The sequence below is a fragment of the Serratia sp. CMO1 genome (assembly GCF_015689115.1).
In the GTDB taxonomy this organism is placed as follows: Bacteria; Pseudomonadota; Gammaproteobacteria; order Enterobacterales; family Enterobacteriaceae; genus Serratia; species Serratia marcescens.
In genome coordinates this window covers 3,454,038-3,470,089 of sequence record NZ_CP065032.1, presented here as the reverse complement: position 1 = coordinate 3,470,089, position 16,052 = coordinate 3,454,038, and the positions used below count along the sequence as shown (strand labels likewise).

Below are 16,052 nucleotides of genomic sequence, written 5' to 3'. Positions count from 1 at the left end.
CATCAGACCAGAGGGGAGATTTTCATGATCCACTGCTTAAACGCGAGGATCTTGGGCCACTGCCGTTCGGAAATGGTCGAGATAAAATAGCAGTGCTCGCAGGGCACGGTCATGTCGGTGAACGGAATGATCAGCTCGCCGCTTTTGATCCAGTCCTGCACCAGATTGAGCCGCCCCATGGCGACGCCAAGGTGCCGCGTGGCGGCCAGCACTGCAAGATCGGAACGGTCGAACTCCATGCTTTTACTGTCGGTATCCAGCCCCAGCGCAAAATGTTGCGACCAGGTTTGCCACTCATCTTCGCCGGAGTTGTAGCGATCGTGCAGCAGCGTGCAATGGGCCAGGTTTTCCGGCGCATCGTACAGGTTATGTGCGGCGGCGTACTGCGGTGTGCAGATCGGCACCATTGATTCCTGCATAAAAGCTTCGTCCAGATGCCGCCCCGAGGGCAGTTTGCCGAAGTACATCGCCAGATCCACGCCGCGGTCGGCCAGGTTGATGATTTCCTGCCCGGTCAGAATATTGAGGTGAATGGTGGGGTGTTGGGCGATAAAGTCGCCGATGCGCGGCAGCAGCAGACATTGCACCAGGGACGGGTGCGAGTAGAGGGTCAAGGTCCCCGTCAACTCGCGATTTTTAATGTCCAGGATTTCCTGATTCAAGGTGTTGAAGGAACTGTCCAGCGCCCATTGCATGCGCTCGCCCTCCGGCGTCAGCGTAATTCGGCGATGAAAGCGTTGGAATAGCAGAAAACCCAATTCCTTTTCGAGCAAATTAATGCGGTGGCTCACGGCGCTGGGGGTGATCGACAATTCTTGCGCCGCCAGCGCAAAAGATAAATGACGGGCGACGCATTCGAAAGTATGCAGCCGGGAAAATTGATAGCTGGTCAGCGGGGTTGCCCGCTGCGAATGTTTTTTACTGGGGAACATGCTATTTCTCCATGCGCATAATACGGCAATATTAACATTTAATGGCGCGGAGGATAAACCCAGACTGATTGATATATTCAGTTTTTACGCTGAGAGATATCGTTATGTTGAAGGGAAATTCACTTGCTTGCATAACAACCGGAAATAACAGGCAGTGGGCGCACTGAGTGAGAGGGTTATGATAATCAGCAATAGGACGAATATAATAAAAAGACGTGCCGTTAAGCAGCGAGTAAAGACGGTGTGCGCAGCCTGAACGATAAAGGCTCATGTTCCCTGCGGGATATAACGTTTTCGCCGCAATAATTTGTCGCATGGCGACACAGAATACGCGTTAATCCCAGCGGCAAACGAGCGGAGGCATCAATCGATAATACTACGCCCCCTCAGGCCGATAGAACTGCGCCCGGTGGTTACCCTCCGGGCGCGACATTCAGGGAAAAGCGGTTTGCTCGCCGGCGCGTATCAACGGCGGCGCAGCAGCAGGCCGGCCAACAAACCTGCGCCGGCAACGAGTGCCAACGCGGCGAGGGGGTTTTTCTTCATCATACCGCCGGCGCAGCTCAGGGCGTCGCCGTATTTTTCTTGCAGCGCGCCCACTGCCTGGCGCGTGACGCCTTCGGCCTGCCAACGTTCGTTACCGCTGACGTCACCTGCGATTTCCTGCGCTTTGCCCGCCACTTTGTCCATCATGCCATTGGCTTTTTCGCTGTTCATTATGATGTGCTCCTAAGGTTCGATCCGTTTGGCGTTCGCACAGAGCGAAAGCCTGCATTTGCACCGCCATGTTATGCACTTCACTTTTGGCCTATAAGGGGCGTTTGCATCTGTTTGGGTAGTGCATTTGCAGGCTACTTGCCGTTCCTGGAGGCCGCTCCGCCGGTAAACAGCCCGCGCTCTCTGGCCCAGACGATGGCTTCGCTGCGGCTGTGCACGCCGAGTTTGGAATAGACCGTCGCGACATGATTGCGGATGGTGTTGAGCGCCAGATTGAGGCGCGCCGCGATTTTCTTGTCCGGCAGCCCCTCGCAAATCAATTCCAGCACATCGCGCTCGCGTGGCGTGAGATCGCTGGCGGTGAATCCAGCCTGGTCGGGCCGGTTGATGCTTTTCACGTTGGCCAGTTTTTCGATCAGGGTTTGGCTGAACCAGGAGGCGTCCTGCATCACTTCTTCGATGGCGCTTACCAGCTCCAGCTCCGAGCGTTTGCGTTCGGTAATGTCCATGAGCACCAGCAGATAACAGGGCGCATTGTGGATGCTGACGGCATCCGCCGAGGCCACACATTCAATCGACTCGCTCCCCTTCTTGCGCACCCGGATATCCAGCCCTTCGACGTTGCCGCTTTTTTCCAGGGCGGCAAACAAACGGCGGTTCGCCTCCGGATCGTCAATAAACGGGATCTCTCCGACCGTCTTGCCGATCAAGTCTTCGGCGGCGTACTCGGTGGCGCGGGTGAAGGCTTCGTTGACATCCAGCACGCGCCGTTCGTGCGCGGTACATAACAACGTCGGCACCGGGCTCAGGCGAAATGCCTTGGCGAACCGCTCTTCACTTTCTCGCAGCGCCGATTCCGCCTGGCGTCGGGGTTCGAGATCGGTGAACGTGAACAGCATGCAGTCGTCTTCATTGATATCCAGCGGTTGGCCGGCAACCACCACCAGCTTGCTTCCTCCGCCGGGCAGTTTCAGCTCGGCCTCCATCTGCGGGATGGTGGCGCCTTCCCCCAGGCGCTGCACCGCCAGCTCTTTGTGCTCCGCCTGTTCCAAAACGTCGAGTTCATAAACCGAACGCCCCATGACCTGTTCACGCTGATAACCCGTCATATCAAGGAACCCCTGGTTGACCTTGACGTAGCGCAGGTCGCTGAGCCGACAAATGACCGCCGGCGCCGGATTGGCGTTGAAGGTTTTTTCAAAACGCTGTTCGGCGCTGGCCCACTCCGTCGCGTCGCTCAGGATCAGCGCCAGCAGCTCCGGCTGCCCCTGCGCATCGGTGATAATCAGGCTCCGCAGGCGGTGCACCCAGAAGCTGTCCGGATCGTCGACCTGGCGAACCTCCACCACCACATCGGTGAAGGTTTCGCCTTCGGCAACCCGGTTCAGCGGGTACTGTTCCAAAACCAGCGGATGATTGTTGCGATAGCGCAGGGCAAAACGCGCCGCGTACTCGCCGGCATCGGCCCCCAGAGCTTTCTGATGACTCACGCCATGCATGGCCAACGCGGCCTCATTGGCCCATAGCAAGGTTTGATCGGTATCCGTCAGGATCACGCCGTCGGACAAGCCGGAGATGATTTGCTGCAGGTGGCCGCGGTGGGTTTCGCTGGCCAAAACGGATTGGCTCATGTGTTCTCCGCTAGACAGAAGGGGGACGGCCGCTTAAGGGGGCCGCGGGTTACGCTACTCGCTGAGCAGCTTAGTGCATAACGTGCGTATTCGCAGGGTGTGAATGCACTAGGCATTCTGATGCAAATGAACCGGGACGGCCGACAACGCCGCGCGGCAGACTGAATTTGTCTGCGCGGTTATCCGCCGTGCGTGCAATCACTTGTCCAGAAAATATAAGGAACAACGATGACCACTGTCTATGAATCAAATCGCTTAGCGTTTCAGGTGTCATGGGGCTCGATATTGGCCGGGAGTGCCGTGGCGCTGGTGACTTATCTGACCTTCAGCGTGCTGGGCACGGCTATTGGCGCTCAGGCCGTGGATATGATGCAACAGGGCAATCCGCTGAGCGGCTTTGGCACCGGCACCGGGATCTGGCTGCTGGTTTCAACGTTGGCATCGCTGGCCGCAGGCGCGTTCGTCGCCGGCCGCGCTGCACCGAATCGCGGCGGCTTGCATGGTTTGCTGAGCTGGGCGATCACCACCTTGCTGACCACCTGGCTGATGGTTTCATTGGCGAGCGGCGTGGTGGGGCTGGCGGGCAGCGCGGTGGGCAAAGGGCTTTCGCTGGCGGGCAGCGGCCTGGCGGCGGCGGCGCCAAACGTGGGCGAAGGCCTCAAGCAGCAGCTGGATAAAAAGGGCATCAGCCTTGACTGGGGAAGCCTGGAAAATCAGTTGAACACCACGCTCAAGCAGACCGGCAAACCGGAACTGGATCCGTCTCGGTTAGAACAGAAGGCCGATAGAGCGACCGCTGATGGCAAACAATCGGCCATGGACGCGGCTGCCGATCCGGCGCAGGCCGCCTCTGAGCTTAAGCAGTGGTTCGACCGCGTCAAGCAGTCCGGTGAGCCGACGTTGAGCGCGGCCGACAAGGATGCGTTGGTGAATATCGTTGCGGCGCGCACCGGCAAGAGCCGCGATGAAGCGAGCCAAATCGTCGATAACTACGCTCAGGCTTACCAGCAGGCGGTGCAGAAAGTGGAAAAACTCAAGGCCGAGGCCGAACAGAAAGCGCGTGAAGCGGCCGATGAAGCGGCCAAACAGCTGTCTCGCGCCGCGTGGGGGTCGTTGTTGGTGCTGCTGTTGGGCGCTGCGTTGAGCGCCGGCGTGGGGCGGATTGCCGAATCAACCCGCCGCACTGTCGCGCGGTAAGTTGAGATGAAAAAAAATCTGTCGTGCATCTCGCTGAATTATCGAAAAGTAGCGGGGGCCTCAGCTCCCGTGCTCGTCATCGATTTCTGCAACGAGAACAACGAGCGTTATACCCTGCGCTACAACCTGCCGCCGGATACTCCGGAGCGCACCGAGCGGCGGGTGTCTTTGCTGCTGTACCTGTTGCGCAAGCACAGGTCCGCAGAGATCGACAACCTGGCTGATTAATCAGGCCGTTAATGAAAAGCCCTGCCTCGCGAGCCGGGCTTTTTGTTTGCGGCCGCCGGCCGTTCTGACAACAAGGCGCGGGCGAGTCGGCTCGGTATTTTGCCGGGGGAGATATGGGCGATTCATGGGCGTAGACAGGGTTCCCAATGGGCGCGGTTTGTAAAATAGGGCATCGAGCAAGGTTTGTTAAGATATCCGTTTTCTCTGCGCAGGAACGATAAAAAAGAAACGCGCTATTGCGACGCGAGATTATAGAGACCGATGTTCAGCCTTGAGCTTATCCCTCCCGTCTTCTTTGACTGCCGGCCATACTTTTATATCTCTTCCGCAGTACGTTTTATCGGCGGGCCAAGCATATAAAATGCGTTTTCATTTGTGATGATGAAATTCCTATTCGGCCATGAAATCTGGCTGTAAAAAACACTTTAAGGTAAAACAATTAGCAAAAAGTGTGATTCTACCTGGTGTGGCAAGTGCATCTTTGATGAGTGCACTTTACGCGAGTTGATTTTGTTTTATGGGTTTCTTGCGGAGAGATTTATATAACATGATCATTTTCAGTTATTTATGCGATAGTTTTTCCTATGCCGAAAAAAATGAATTGACAGGCTGGTTTTTTTTAGGATTAATCTTAATGACTTGGTTTGGTTGGTTAACGATTTTAATAAAAAGGACGCGAATCTTATAAAAGCAAGGAGCACATATGGATTACAGAAAAGATATTCTTTTGCAGGTATTGGAATATATGGAAAAGAATATTGTCGAGGGGCTGTCAGTTGAAAAGGTTTCCATTATCTCAGGTTACTCTAAATGGCATTTGCAACGGCTGTTTAAGCATTATTTTGGTATAACGCTAGGGACTTATATAAGAAATAGAAAACTGAGTCGCTCTGCTATTCTGCTCAAACAGCACCAAGGGAACATATTGGATGTCGCCCTGGCATCCGGGTTTGCCTCACAACAATGTTACACGCGGGCATTCAAACGTTTCTTTGGCGAAACGCCCAACAGCTTTAGAAACAGCCGGGGGTGGGATTTTTCCACGCAGATCCCCCCGTATGGCAACGATAAGAAACCCTATTTCTACCACACGGTCATGCCGGATGACATTGAGATGTTAAAGCATTACAAATCGCTGATTTTTCATTCTATAAGAAAATTCAGAGATGCCGGCGACATTGCCCAGACCAATGAAAAATGGTTAAGCAAGCAGCGGGGGGCATGTAATGTAGAAAAGAAAAGGAGTAATAAATGGCATTCCAACAGCAAGGGGCAAGAGGTTTTCCATTCCATTTTTAACTTCTATATCCCTATGGGTAAATATATTGTCATTCCCTTTACGGGGGAGTTGTCAGAATATATTGACTTTTTCGATGTAATGTATGACGCTTATCTGCCAGCTATCAATGTCAAAATGCGGGAGAGCTTTTTTATAGAGTTATACAGGCAAGAGGATCTAAATGGGAAGGTTGTCAATGTCGATATACTTATTCCTGTGACATAGTGATGAGGCAAGAAAACATCATGAATAGAGAAAAATCTCTCGACTCGATTAATAAGCGGCCTCAAGCTCGCTTTATGCTATCTTCTATATTGTCTGCACCTGGCCGAACAATCGTTGCCGGCTTAGGCCGGCCGGGCATTCAATTAACTGCGGTGTTAATTTTTCTCATGTTTTCAGGAAATGCGATGGCCAATAATCGGGAACATCAGCAAATAGCGTTAGTCGGTACCTGGACCCATATTCCGGATGCGCCTGCGGTGCAGAAACCGGCAAGACCCAGCGAAGGGCTCTATCGCCTGACGGTTAATGGCGACGGCACGTTAACGCTGCTCGACGTGGTTAAAATGAACAGCCCATCGTGGATCGTAAAATCTCGCGATGGCCGTTTCGCCTATGCCACCAATGAGGAGAACGCGGGAACGGTGACCGCCTTGGCAATAGACGACGCTGGCAGCGTGCGGGTGCTGAATACGGTGAACAGTGCGGGCCAGCAGCCGACGCACGCCACCCTCAGTCCGGATGGCAAGTTTCTGTTTGTCGCCAACTACTCCGTCGCCAAAGGCGGCGCGGGGATGACGGTATTGCCAATTGGCAGTGACGGCAAACTGGGTGAACGGGTGCAGCATTATCCGTTTATATCAGGTTCTGGCGTCGTGCAGGGGCGCCAGGAAGGGGGCCATGCGCACTCAACCACCTTCAGCCGCGATGGTAAATATCTGTATGTGGCGGATCTCGGCGGGGACAAGCTGCACGCCTATCGCTATCGCTCGGATAGCGCACAGCCGTTACAGGCGGATGCATCGCGCGATGTCAGCTTTGCGCCAGGCGCCGGCCCAAGGCACATGGTGTTCTCGCCGAAAGGCGAGTATGCCTATGTCATCACCGAAATGGCGGGTGAAATCGAGGCGTTTACCGTCAGTGACCATCGATTGACGCTACAAGGAAAAGTGAAACTGAACGGCGGGCAGGATTCCGCGGAGGCGAAAAGCGGCGGAGCCATTATCCTCAGCCCGAGCGGGAGATATCTTATTGCCACCAATCGCGGTGCCGATAACCATTTGCTGGTATTAAAAATTGGTGGGGATGGGCTGCCAGGGGAGACGACGCGCTATGAGGCCGGCGGCATTGAGCCGCGTGCGCTCGCTTTCGATGCCACCGGCAACCATCTTTATGTCACGAACGTGTTCACCAATACCGTTACGCTGTTCGATTTCGATGATGAGACGGGCGAGTTGAAGGCCAAAGGTGAGGCGGCGACGATTTCTACGCCGACGGATATCAAGTTTTTTAATTGATGCCAATTATAACGCGCGGAGGAAATCGGGTCTGAGGCGTGGAGAAGGGGGATTGCGGGTGCTGATGATGGGGAATGGCTTGATAATAAATAATGGTGTCCCCGACTGGAATCGAACCAGTAACTAGCCCTTAGGAGGGGCTTGTTATATCCGTTTAACTACGGGGACGCTGCGGGCTGGCAACCGAAGCTGCCGAGGCATTATACCTTTTTTTACCCGCAGAATAAGCGCTTAGCGGCGCGTTTGCTCAATACCTCGCCAGTTAGCGCCGAAATTTCCTCGCCTAACCGACGGCGATCACGGTTTTTCCCCGCCGTGGCGCCGTTTTTCCTGTTGCTGACGCGCCGCCCGTTTTTGGGCGCTCAAATCGTTGCGGATCTGCGCATGGCTTATCAACGCAAAGATAAAGGTGCCGCCGATGATGTTGCCCGCCAGCGTCGGCAGGGCGAACGGATAGACGAATTCCTGCCACCCAATCGCGCCGTTGAACACCAGATAGAGGATCTCTACCGAACCGACCACGATATGGGTCAGATCGCAAATCGCCACCAGGTAGGTCATCAGCACGATCACCCAGATTTTCGCTCCGCCGGCGGCCGGGATCATCCATACCATGGTGGCGATGATCCAGCCGGCCAGGATGCCGTTGGCGAACATTTCTCCCGGCGTATGGCGCATCACCTCTTCGCCCAGGCTGATGAAGGCGCCGCGCGTTTCGGCGTCGAACAGCGGCATATGGGTAAACGCCAGCGCCGCCAGCCCGGTGCCGATCAGGTTGCCGAGCAGCACCACGCCCCACAGGCGCAGCAGGATCAGCAGGTTGCGCGGCGTGGGTTTGTGCATGATGGGCAATACCGCCGTGACGGTGTTTTCGGTAAACAGCTGCTGGCGCGCCATAATGACAATGATAAAACCGAAGGTGTAGCCGAGGTTCTCGATGAAAAAGCGGCTGGGATCGTCCGGCAAGCGGGCGTGGAAAATGCCTTTCGCCGCCAGCGAGGCGCCCATCGACAGCCCGGCGGCGATCGCCGACCACAGCAATGCCAGCCCGTCGCGCTCCAGCTCCTTTTCGCCTTCCATCCGGATCTGTTCATGCACCGCCGCCGCGCGCGACGGCAGATTCTCTTCCCTGACTTCGATTTCGCGCTTGCCCTGTTCCTGTTCTTCGCTCTCTACCCGCATCGTCTCATCCTGCTCGTGCTCCTGGCGTTGCTGTTCGTTCATGCTGTCGCTCCTGCTCAATAAGGGTGAGGTCACGTCATTAAGCGTAGTTGCCCGGCCTAAATGCGGCGAAATACAGAAAAAGGTAACAAGAGTTAAAATCCGCCGCTTTTTTCCGCGCATTCTTGATCCTGCTCGCCATATTGGCCCCTCGGCGCGCCCCCCGCGGGCTGCGTGTGGGGAAAGGCTTATGCTATGATTCGCTATCCCAAAGAAAAATATGAGTTCCCCGATGCTGGAAGCCAAAAGTCTGAGTTGCGTGCGTGATGAACGCATCCTGTTTAGCGAGCTAAGCTTTTCAGTTCAGCCGGGCGATATCATTCAGGTAGAGGGGCCGAACGGCGCGGGCAAGACCAGTTTGCTGCGCATCCTCGCCGGTCTGGCGCGGCCGGACGGCGGTGAGGTGTGCTGGCGCGGGCGTGACACGCTGCGCGCTCGCGCGGATTACCAGCAAGATTTGCTGTTTATCGGCCATCAACCGGGCATAAAAGCCGTATTGACACCCTTCGAAAACCTGCAGTTTTATCAGGCGGTGCGCGGCGCGGTCGAGCATCAGGCTATCTGGCGCGCGCTGGAGCAGGTGGGGTTGGTGGGCTACGAAGATCTGCCGGTGGCGCAGCTTTCCGCCGGGCAGCAGCGGCGCGTGGCGTTGGCGCGCCTGTGGCTCAGCGCGGCGCCGCTGTGGATCCTCGATGAGCCGCTAACGGCGATCGATAAACAGGGCGTGGCCGAGTTGATTAGCCTTTTTGAGCAACATGCGCAGCGGGGCGGCATGGTATTGTTGACCACCCATCAGGATTTGGCCGGCGTCAGCCAAACGGTGGGCAAAATTCGTTTGGCGGAACACGACGCGGGGAGTTTGTGATGTTTTTGACCCTGGTGCGTCGCGAACTGAAAATCGCCTGCCGTAAAGGTTCGGAGATCGTCAACCCGCTGTGGTTTTTCCTGATTGTGATCACGCTGTTCCCGTTGGGGATTGGCCCGGAGCCGCAGTTGCTGGCGCGCATTGCGCCGGGCATCGTATGGGTGGCGGCGCTGTTGGCCTCGCTGCTGTCGCTGGAGCGGCTGTTTCGCGACGATTTTCTCGATGGCTCGCTGGAGCAACTGTTGCTGCTGCCGACGCCGCTGCCGATGACGGTGCTGGGCAAAGTGTGTGCTCACTGGGTCGTGACGGGATTGCCGCTGCTGATCCTGTCGCCGCTGGTGGCGCTGCTGTTGTCGCTTGATATGCAAACCTGGCTGGCGGTGGCGGGTACGCTGCTGCTCGGCACGCCGACGCTGAGCCTGATCGGCGCTATCGGCGTGGGGCTGACCGTCGGCCTGCGCAAAGGGGGCGTGCTGCTCAGCCTGCTGGTGCTGCCGCTGTATATCCCGGTGCTGATCTTCGCCACCGGCGCGATCGACGCCGCCGCGATGGGCATGCCGATCGACGGTTACCTGGCGATACTCGGCGCGATGCTGGCGGGCAGCGTGACATTGGCGCCGTTTGCTGCCGCAGCGGCGCTGCGAGTGAGCGTGCACTAGCTAACAAATTGAATGAACAGACGGGGCAAGGCCGGCAAGAGCGTACCCCGCAGAAGATTTTCGCCGTTTCGAACGCTCGAGGCGGCCGACGCATAAAAATTACCGTGAGCACTGACGACAATGTGGAAATGGTTACATCAACTGGCGCGGCCTGAACGGCTGTATCATGTCTGCGGCCGCTTTATCCCCTGGCTGGGGCTGGCGGCGGCGGCCTGCCTGCTGCTTGGCTGGGCATGGGGCTTTGGCTTCGCGCCGAAGGATTATCAGCAGGGCGACAGCTTCCGCATCATTTATATTCACGTGCCGGCGGCCATGTGGTCGATGGGCATCTATGCCTCGATGGCGGTGGCGGCGTTTATCGGCCTGGTGTGGCAGATGAAAATGTCCGATACCGTGGTGGCGGCGATGGCGCCGATCGGCGCGGTGTTCACCTTTATCGCGCTGGTGACCGGCTCCGCCTGGGGCAAGCCGATGTGGGGCACCTGGTGGGTATGGGATGCGCGGCTGACCTCCGAGCTGGTGCTGCTGTTCCTTTATATGGGCGTCATCGCGCTGTATAACGCTTTCGAAGACCGCCGCCTGGCGGGCCGGGCCGCCGGCATTCTGGTGCTGGTGGGCGTGGTGAACATTCCGATCATCCATTTCTCCGTCGAATGGTGGAACACGCTGCATCAGGGCTCGACCAACATGCAGCAATCCATCGCGCCCAGCATGCGCACCCCGCTGCGCTGGGCGATCCTCGGCTACCTGCTGTTGTTCGTCACGCTGACGCTGATGCGCCTGCGCAATCTGATTCTGTTCCAGGAGCGCCAGCGCCCGTGGGTCGCCGGGCTGGTGAACAAGGAGCGTCAGTCATGAATGCCGCATTCGATTCCTGGCCGGCGTTTTTCGCCATGGGCGGTTATGCCTTCTATGTCTGGCTGGCGGTCGCCGCCACGCTGATTTCGCTGTTGGGGCTGGTGGCGCACACCGTCTGGCAGCGGCGGCAGTTGCTCGCCGAGATCGGCCGCCGTCAGGCGCGCGAGCGGAGCATTCGCCATGCGCAACAATCAAAACAAAAATCCGCCGCACCGCGGGAGAAATCATTGTGAATCCACGTCGTAAAAGCCGCCTTTATCTGGCGATCGTTGTGCTGATCGGTATTGCGCTGACCGCGACCCTGATGCTGTACGCGTTGCGCTCCAACATCGATCTGTTCTATACCCCGGGTGAGATCCTGCAGGGCAAGGGCGAAAATCATGAGAAGCCCGAGGTCGGCCAACGGCTGCGCATCGGCGGCATGGTGATGCCGGGCTCGGTGAAACGCGATCCCAATACGCTGCAGGTCAGCTTCAAGATTTACGACGCGCGCGGCGCGATCGGCGTGACCTACACCGGCATTCTGCCGGATCTGTTCCGCGAAGGGCAGGGTGTGGTGGCGCAGGGCGTGCTGGGCGAGGGCAACGTGGTCAACGCGCGCGAAGTGCTGGCCAAGCACGACGAGAAATATACGCCGCCGGAAGTGGCCGACGCGATGCAAGAGAATCACAAAGGGCCGGCGGAAGCGTATAACGCGCCGCAGGCGGAGGGCGCCAAGTCATGATGCCGGAACTGGGCAGTTTTCTGCTGTGCCTGGCGCTGGCGATCGCGCTGCTGCTGAGCATTTACCCGCAGTGGGGCGCGGCGCGGCAGGACAGCCGCATGATGGCGGTGGCCCGCCCGCTGACCTACGGCATGTTCGCGGCGATTGCGCTGGCGTTCCTGTGCCTGGTGCATGCCTTCGTGGTCAATGACTTTACCGTCGCCTACGTGGCCACCAACTCCAATACCCAACTGCCGGTGTATTACCGCATCGCCGCCACTTGGGGGGGCGCACGAAGGTTCGCTGCTGCTGTGGGTGCTGCTGCTGAGCTGCTGGTCGCTGGCGGTGGCGTTGTGCAGCCGGGCGATGCCGCAGGACGCGGTGGCGCGGGTGCTGTCGGTGATGGGCATGATCACCGCCGGCTTCCTGCTGTTCATCATCATGACCTCCAACCCGTTCACCCGCACGTTGCCTAACTTCCCGATCGACGGCAGCGATCTCAACCCGCTGCTGCAGGATATCGGCCTGATCTTCCACCCGCCGCTGCTGTACATGGGCTATGTCGGCTTCTCGGTCGCCTTCGCGTTCGCCATCGCCTCGCTGATGGCCGGCCGGCTCGACACCGCCTGGGCGCGCTGGTCGCGCCCGTGGACCACCGCCGCCTGGGTGTTCCTCACGCTGGGCATCGTGCTCGGATCGGCCTGGGCCTACTATGAGCTGGGCTGGGGCGGCTGGTGGTTCTGGGATCCGGTGGAGAACGCCTCCTTTATGCCGTGGCTGGCCGGCACCGCGCTGATGCATTCGCTGGCGGTGACCGAGAAACGCGGCACGTTCAAAGCCTGGACGGTATTGCTGGCGATCACCGCTTTCTCGCTGTGCCTGCTGGGCACCTTCCTGGTGCGCTCCGGCGTGCTGGTCTCGGTGCACTCCTTCGCCTCCGATCCGGCGCGCGGCATGTTTATTCTCGCCTATCTGGTGATCGTCATCGGCGGTTCGCTGCTGCTGTACGCGGTCAAGGGCGGCCAGGTGCGCAGCCGGGTGCAGCACGAGACTTTCTCGCGCGAGACCTTCCTGCTGGGCAATAACGTGTTGCTGATCGCCGCCATGCTGGTGGTGCTATTGGGCACGCTGCTGCCGCTGGTGCACAAACAGTTGGGGCTGGGCAGCATTTCGATCGGCGAGCCGTTCTTCAACACCATGTTCACCTGGCTGATGGCGCCGTTGGCGCTGCTGTTGGGCATCGGGCCGCTGGTGCGCTGGCGCCGCGATGAGCCGCGCAAGCTGTGGCGCCGCCTCGGCGTGGCGCTGCTGGTGACGCTGGTGCTGTCGATTCTGCTGCCGTGGCTGCTGCAGGACAGCATCGCCGGCATGACGGTGGTGGGCCTGATCATGGCGCTGTGGGTGATCATCCTGACGCTGATGGAGCTGCATGAGCGCGCCACCCACCGCCACGGTTTCTGGCGCGGTCTGCGGCAGCTGTCTCGCAGCCATTGGGGCATGGTGCTCGGCCACCTCGGCGTGGCGGTGACGGTGATCGGCATCGCCTTCAGCCAGAACTACAGCGTGGAGCGCGACGTGCGGATGAAGGCCGGCGACAGCGTGGATATCCACAATTATCACTTCGTGTTCCGCGACGTGCACGACATTCGCGGCCCGAACTACAGCGGCGGCGTCGGCATTATCGACGTGACGCGCAACGGCAAGCCGGAGGCGACGCTGCATGCGGAGAAACGCTACTACAGCGTGGCGCGTAGTATGATGACCGAGGCGGCGATCGACGGCGGGTTCAGCCGCGATCTGTACGCGGCGCTGGGCGAGGAGCTGGAAGACGGATCTTGGGCGGTGCGTCTGTATTACAAACCCTTCGTGCGCTGGATCTGGTTCGGCGGCGTCTTTATGGCGATCGGCGGCCTGCTGTGCATTCTCGACCCGCGTTATCGCATGAGCAAAAAGCTCAAGCGCGAAGGCAAGCTGGAGGCGCAATCATGAAGCGTAAGCTGCTGTTTATCCCATTGATACTTTTCCTGCTGTTGGTGGCGGCCCTGATGGTGCAGCTGACGCGCAACGCGGGCGGCGAAGATCCGACCATGCTGGAGTCGGCGCTGATCGGCAAACCGGTGCCGACCTTCAAGCTGGAATCGCTGGATCAGCCCGGCAAAACCTACGATCAGGCGGTGCTGCGCGACGGCAAGCCGATCTTGCTCAACGTCTGGGCCACCTGGTGCCCGACCTGCCGCGCGGAACATCAGTATCTCAATACGCTGGCGGCGCGCGGCGTACGGGTGGTCGGCCTGAACTATAAAGACGATCGCGCCAAGGCGGTGGCCTGGCTGAATTCCCTGGGCAATCCCTATGCGCTCAGCCTGTACGACGGCGACGGCATGCTGGGGTTGGATCTCGGGGTGTACGGCGCGCCTGAGACCTTTCTTATCGACGGCCAGGGGATCATTCGCTATCGCCACGCCGGCGACATGAATGAGCGCGTCTGGCAGCAGGAAGTGCTGCCGCTGTATAAAAAGTACGGGGGTGAGGCATGAGGTTGATTGTTCTGCTGTGCGCCGCGCTGCTGAGCTGGAGCGCCGCCGCGGCGATCGATACCTATCGCTTCAACTCCGTCGAGCAGGAGCAGCAGTATCGCGAGTTGACCGAACAGCTGCGCTGCCCGAAATGCCAGAACAACAGCATTGCCGATTCCAACGCCATTATCGCCGCCGACATGCGCACCAAAGTGTACGAGCTGATGATGCAGGGGCAAAGCAAGCAGCAGATCATCGATTACATGGTGGCGCGTTATGGCAACTTCGTCACCTACGAGCCGCCGGTAACGCCGGCGACGCTGATCTTGTGGATCGGCCCGCTGCTGTTCGTATTGATCGGCGGGGCGGTGGTGATCCTGCGCACCCGTCGCAAGCCCGAGGCGGCGGTGGACGATGCATTCTCCGAACGGGAACGGCAGCGCCTGGCGGCGCTGTTGCAAGAGACTGACAGGAAGAAACCCTAATGGCTTTTTGGCTGATTATTTGCGTGTTGCTGGCTGGCGCCGCCGCGTTGCTGGTGGTGCCGGCGATGCGCCACGGCAAGCAGAGCGCCGCCACGCGCGATGCGTTGAACAAGGCGTTTTATCAGGATCGCCTCAGCGAGTTGGAGCAGGATGAGCTGCAGGGCGTGGTAGCCGAGCGTCCGGAACTGGTCAAAGAGTTGCAACAGAACCTGTTGAACGACATCCCGGCCGAGCAGATGGCGCAGGCGAAACCGATCAACCGCTGGGCGCTGGTGCCGGGCGTGCTGTTATTGCTGGCGGTGACCGTTGGCTTTTATCTGAAAACCGGCGGGCTGGCGCAGGTGCTGGACTGGCGCATGGTGCAGGCGCAAATGCCGGAATTGCGCGAGCGCGTCGCCAATGAGCGCGCCAAACCGCTGAGCATGGAAGAGATTGCCCGTCTCGGGCTGGGGCTGCGCACCGCGCTGCAGCAGGACGATCGCAATATCAACGACTGGATGATGCTGGGGCGCGTCGGCATGGCGTTGAACAATGCCACTACCGCCACGCAGGCCTTTGCTCATGCTTATCAATTGGATCCGAATAGTCTGGAAGTGCGGCTCGGCTATGCCGAGGTCTTGACGCGATCCAACGATCCGGAGGATAACAAGCAGGCGACGCAGCTGTTGCGGCGCATGATCGCGGAAAACCACAGCGATCCGCGGGTGCTGAGCCTGCTGGCGTTCAATGCCTTCGAACAGGGCGATTTCAAACAGGCGATCGGCGCCTGGCAAGTGATGCTGCAGCTGCTGCCGGCTAACGATCCGCGCGCGGAAGTGATAAAGCGCAGTATTGCACAAGCAAAAGCCCAGGCCGGCGGAGAAACTGTTAAACTGAATGTGACTGTTTCACTGTCACCGCAGGCGGCGAAAGCCATGCCGCCGCAGGGGACGCTGGTTATCTCGGTGACCGACGGCGTCAGCCCGGTGCCGGTCGCGGTAAAACAATTGCCGTTGAGCCGTTTTCCGCTGTCTTTCTCTCTGGACGACAGCAACGCCATGATGCCCGAGCGTCTACTCTCGGCACAGCATCAGGTGCAGGTGCGTGTGCGCCTCTCACATGACGGATTGGCCACGCCGCAGCCGGGGGACTGGTTCGGCGAAAGCTCGCTGCAGACATTCAGCGGTAAAGAGCAGGTTAGCGTTCAGATAAACAAGCAGGTCCCTGAAAAATAAGACCGAACGTGTTTTTATGGAGAAAAA

Annotated in this window: 16 protein-coding genes, 1 tRNA gene and 1 pseudogene; 13 read left to right on the top strand and 5 right to left on the bottom strand. The window is 58.5% G+C overall.

Going from position 1 to position 16,052, the window contains the following annotated elements:
- Positions 1 to 2 precede the first annotated feature (2 nt).
- The 3 genes from dsdC to IT763_RS16550 form a co-directional block, all read right to left on the bottom strand.
- Positions 3 to 932: a DNA-binding transcriptional regulator DsdC gene (gene dsdC / locus IT763_RS16560; RefSeq protein WP_206194851.1), complete on the bottom strand. Its 930-nt coding sequence runs from the start codon at positions 930 to 932 to the stop codon at positions 3 to 5.
- 465 nt (positions 933 to 1,397) lie between these two features.
- Positions 1,398 to 1,649, bottom strand: a complete 252-nt coding sequence (locus IT763_RS16555) for a CsbD family protein (protein ID WP_016926832.1) — start codon at positions 1,647 to 1,649, stop codon at positions 1,398 to 1,400.
- Between the two features lie 134 nt (positions 1,650 to 1,783).
- Positions 1,784 to 3,280 carry a helix-turn-helix transcriptional regulator gene (locus IT763_RS16550; RefSeq protein ID WP_206194850.1) on the bottom strand — a complete coding sequence of 499 codons (1,497 nt, stop codon included), beginning with the start codon at positions 3,278 to 3,280 and terminating at the stop codon, positions 1,784 to 1,786.
- A 228-nt stretch (positions 3,281 to 3,508) separates the two neighbouring features.
- On the opposite strand from IT763_RS16550, the gene IT763_RS16545 reads away from it, so the two are divergent.
- The 4 genes from IT763_RS16545 to IT763_RS16530 all read left to right on the top strand — a co-directional run bounded on the left by IT763_RS16545 (position 3,509) and on the right by IT763_RS16530 (position 7,504).
- The gene (locus IT763_RS16545; protein WP_049300090.1) at positions 3,509 to 4,477 is read left to right on the top strand and encodes a DUF4013 domain-containing protein; all 969 of its coding nucleotides are present in this window, start codon (positions 3,509 to 3,511) and stop codon (positions 4,475 to 4,477) included.
- A 6-nt stretch (positions 4,478 to 4,483) separates the two neighbouring features.
- Positions 4,484 to 4,705, top strand: coding sequence for a hypothetical protein (locus IT763_RS16540; RefSeq protein ID WP_004936288.1), 222 nt, complete (start codon positions 4,484 to 4,486; stop codon positions 4,703 to 4,705).
- Positions 4,706 to 5,408: 703 nt separating this feature from the next.
- Positions 5,409 to 6,209, top strand: coding sequence for a helix-turn-helix domain-containing protein (locus tag IT763_RS16535; protein ID WP_016926835.1), 801 nt, complete (start codon positions 5,409 to 5,411; stop codon positions 6,207 to 6,209).
- 20 nt (positions 6,210 to 6,229) lie between these two features.
- Entirely contained in the window at positions 6,230 to 7,504 is a 1,275-nt protein-coding gene (locus IT763_RS16530; protein ID WP_241005480.1) for a lactonase family protein, read from the top strand.
- A gap of 93 nt (positions 7,505 to 7,597) precedes the next feature.
- Here the strand turns inward: IT763_RS16530 and IT763_RS16525 are convergent.
- Positions 7,598 to 7,672 (bottom strand) — tRNA-Arg (locus IT763_RS16525).
- Positions 7,673 to 7,801: 129 nt separating this feature from the next.
- Complete coding sequence (locus IT763_RS16520) at positions 7,802 to 8,728, bottom strand: formate/nitrite transporter family protein (RefSeq protein WP_049300086.1); 927 nt, start codon at positions 8,726 to 8,728, stop codon at positions 7,802 to 7,804.
- 229 nt (positions 8,729 to 8,957) lie between these two features.
- Between IT763_RS16520 and ccmA the strand changes: the two genes are divergently transcribed.
- The 9 genes and pseudogenes from ccmA (at position 8,958) to ccmI (ending at position 16,025) form a co-directional block, all read left to right on the top strand.
- Positions 8,958 to 9,590, top strand: coding sequence for a cytochrome c biogenesis heme-transporting ATPase CcmA (ccmA, locus tag IT763_RS16515; protein WP_048795088.1), 633 nt, complete (start codon positions 8,958 to 8,960; stop codon positions 9,588 to 9,590).
- On the top strand, positions 9,590 to 10,249 hold the full coding sequence (gene ccmB / locus IT763_RS16510) for a heme exporter protein CcmB (RefSeq protein WP_016926839.1): 660 nt from the start codon (positions 9,590 to 9,592) through the stop codon (positions 10,247 to 10,249). Before ccmA ends, ccmB begins: the two co-directional genes overlap by 1 nt.
- Positions 10,250 to 10,369: 120 nt before the next feature.
- Entirely contained in the window at positions 10,370 to 11,107 is a 738-nt protein-coding gene (locus tag IT763_RS16505; RefSeq protein WP_004936270.1) for a heme ABC transporter permease, read from the top strand.
- Positions 11,104 to 11,340: a heme exporter protein CcmD gene (ccmD, locus tag IT763_RS16500; protein ID WP_206194849.1), complete on the top strand. Its 237-nt coding sequence runs from the start codon at positions 11,104 to 11,106 to the stop codon at positions 11,338 to 11,340. The genes IT763_RS16505 and ccmD overlap by 4 nt, the downstream gene beginning before the upstream one ends.
- Positions 11,337 to 11,831: a cytochrome c maturation protein CcmE gene (ccmE, locus tag IT763_RS16495; RefSeq protein WP_197758878.1), complete on the top strand. Its 495-nt coding sequence runs from the start codon at positions 11,337 to 11,339 to the stop codon at positions 11,829 to 11,831. The genes ccmD and ccmE overlap by 4 nt, the downstream gene beginning before the upstream one ends.
- Positions 11,828 to 13,799 (top strand): annotated as a pseudogene (locus IT763_RS16490) (heme lyase CcmF/NrfE family subunit). The gene ccmE and the pseudogene IT763_RS16490 overlap by 4 nt, the downstream one beginning before the upstream one ends.
- Complete coding sequence (locus IT763_RS16485) at positions 13,796 to 14,347, top strand: DsbE family thiol:disulfide interchange protein (protein ID WP_016926842.1); 552 nt, start codon at positions 13,796 to 13,798, stop codon at positions 14,345 to 14,347. Before IT763_RS16490 ends, IT763_RS16485 begins: the two are co-directional and overlap by 4 nt.
- Positions 14,344 to 14,811: a cytochrome c-type biogenesis protein gene (locus IT763_RS16480; RefSeq protein WP_049300083.1), complete on the top strand. Its 468-nt coding sequence runs from the start codon at positions 14,344 to 14,346 to the stop codon at positions 14,809 to 14,811. Before IT763_RS16485 ends, IT763_RS16480 begins: the two co-directional genes overlap by 4 nt.
- The gene (ccmI, locus tag IT763_RS16475) at positions 14,811 to 16,025 is read left to right on the top strand and encodes a c-type cytochrome biogenesis protein CcmI (protein WP_206194848.1); all 1,215 of its coding nucleotides are present in this window, start codon (positions 14,811 to 14,813) and stop codon (positions 16,023 to 16,025) included. Before IT763_RS16480 ends, ccmI begins: the two co-directional genes overlap by 1 nt.
- Positions 16,026 to 16,052 lie beyond the last annotated feature (27 nt).

What these genes read in the sequence shown, in the direction of transcription:
- IT763_RS16485 (WP_016926842.1), top strand. Translation starts at nt 13,796, where the DNA reads ATGAAGCGTAAGCTGCTGTTTATCCCATTGATACTTTTCCTGCTGTTG.
- IT763_RS16480 (WP_049300083.1), top strand. Translation starts at nt 14,344, where the DNA reads ATGAGGTTGATTGTTCTGCTGTGCGCCGCGCTGCTGAGCTGGAGCGCC.
- ccmB (WP_016926839.1), top strand. Translation starts at nt 9,590, where the DNA reads ATGTTTTTGACCCTGGTGCGTCGCGAACTGAAAATCGCCTGCCGTAAA.
- IT763_RS16545 (WP_049300090.1), top strand. Translation starts at nt 3,509, where the DNA reads ATGACCACTGTCTATGAATCAAATCGCTTAGCGTTTCAGGTGTCATGG.
- IT763_RS16530 (WP_241005480.1), top strand. Translation starts at nt 6,230, where the DNA reads ATGAATAGAGAAAAATCTCTCGACTCGATTAATAAGCGGCCTCAAGCT.
- IT763_RS16550 (WP_206194850.1), bottom strand. Translation starts at nt 3,280, where the DNA reads ATGAGCCAATCCGTTTTGGCCAGCGAAACCCACCGCGGCCACCTGCAG.
- ccmI (WP_206194848.1), top strand. Translation starts at nt 14,811, where the DNA reads ATGGCTTTTTGGCTGATTATTTGCGTGTTGCTGGCTGGCGCCGCCGCG.
- ccmD (WP_206194849.1), top strand. Translation starts at nt 11,104, where the DNA reads ATGAATGCCGCATTCGATTCCTGGCCGGCGTTTTTCGCCATGGGCGGT.
- IT763_RS16505 (WP_004936270.1), top strand. Translation starts at nt 10,370, where the DNA reads ATGTGGAAATGGTTACATCAACTGGCGCGGCCTGAACGGCTGTATCAT.
- dsdC (WP_206194851.1), bottom strand. Translation starts at nt 932, where the DNA reads ATGTTCCCCAGTAAAAAACATTCGCAGCGGGCAACCCCGCTGACCAGC.
- IT763_RS16520 (WP_049300086.1), bottom strand. Translation starts at nt 8,728, where the DNA reads ATGAACGAACAGCAACGCCAGGAGCACGAGCAGGATGAGACGATGCGG.
- ccmA (WP_048795088.1), top strand. Translation starts at nt 8,958, where the DNA reads ATGCTGGAAGCCAAAAGTCTGAGTTGCGTGCGTGATGAACGCATCCTG.
- IT763_RS16535 (WP_016926835.1), top strand. Translation starts at nt 5,409, where the DNA reads ATGGATTACAGAAAAGATATTCTTTTGCAGGTATTGGAATATATGGAA.
- IT763_RS16555 (WP_016926832.1), bottom strand. Translation starts at nt 1,649, where the DNA reads ATGAACAGCGAAAAAGCCAATGGCATGATGGACAAAGTGGCGGGCAAA.
- IT763_RS16540 (WP_004936288.1), top strand. Translation starts at nt 4,484, where the DNA reads ATGAAAAAAAATCTGTCGTGCATCTCGCTGAATTATCGAAAAGTAGCG.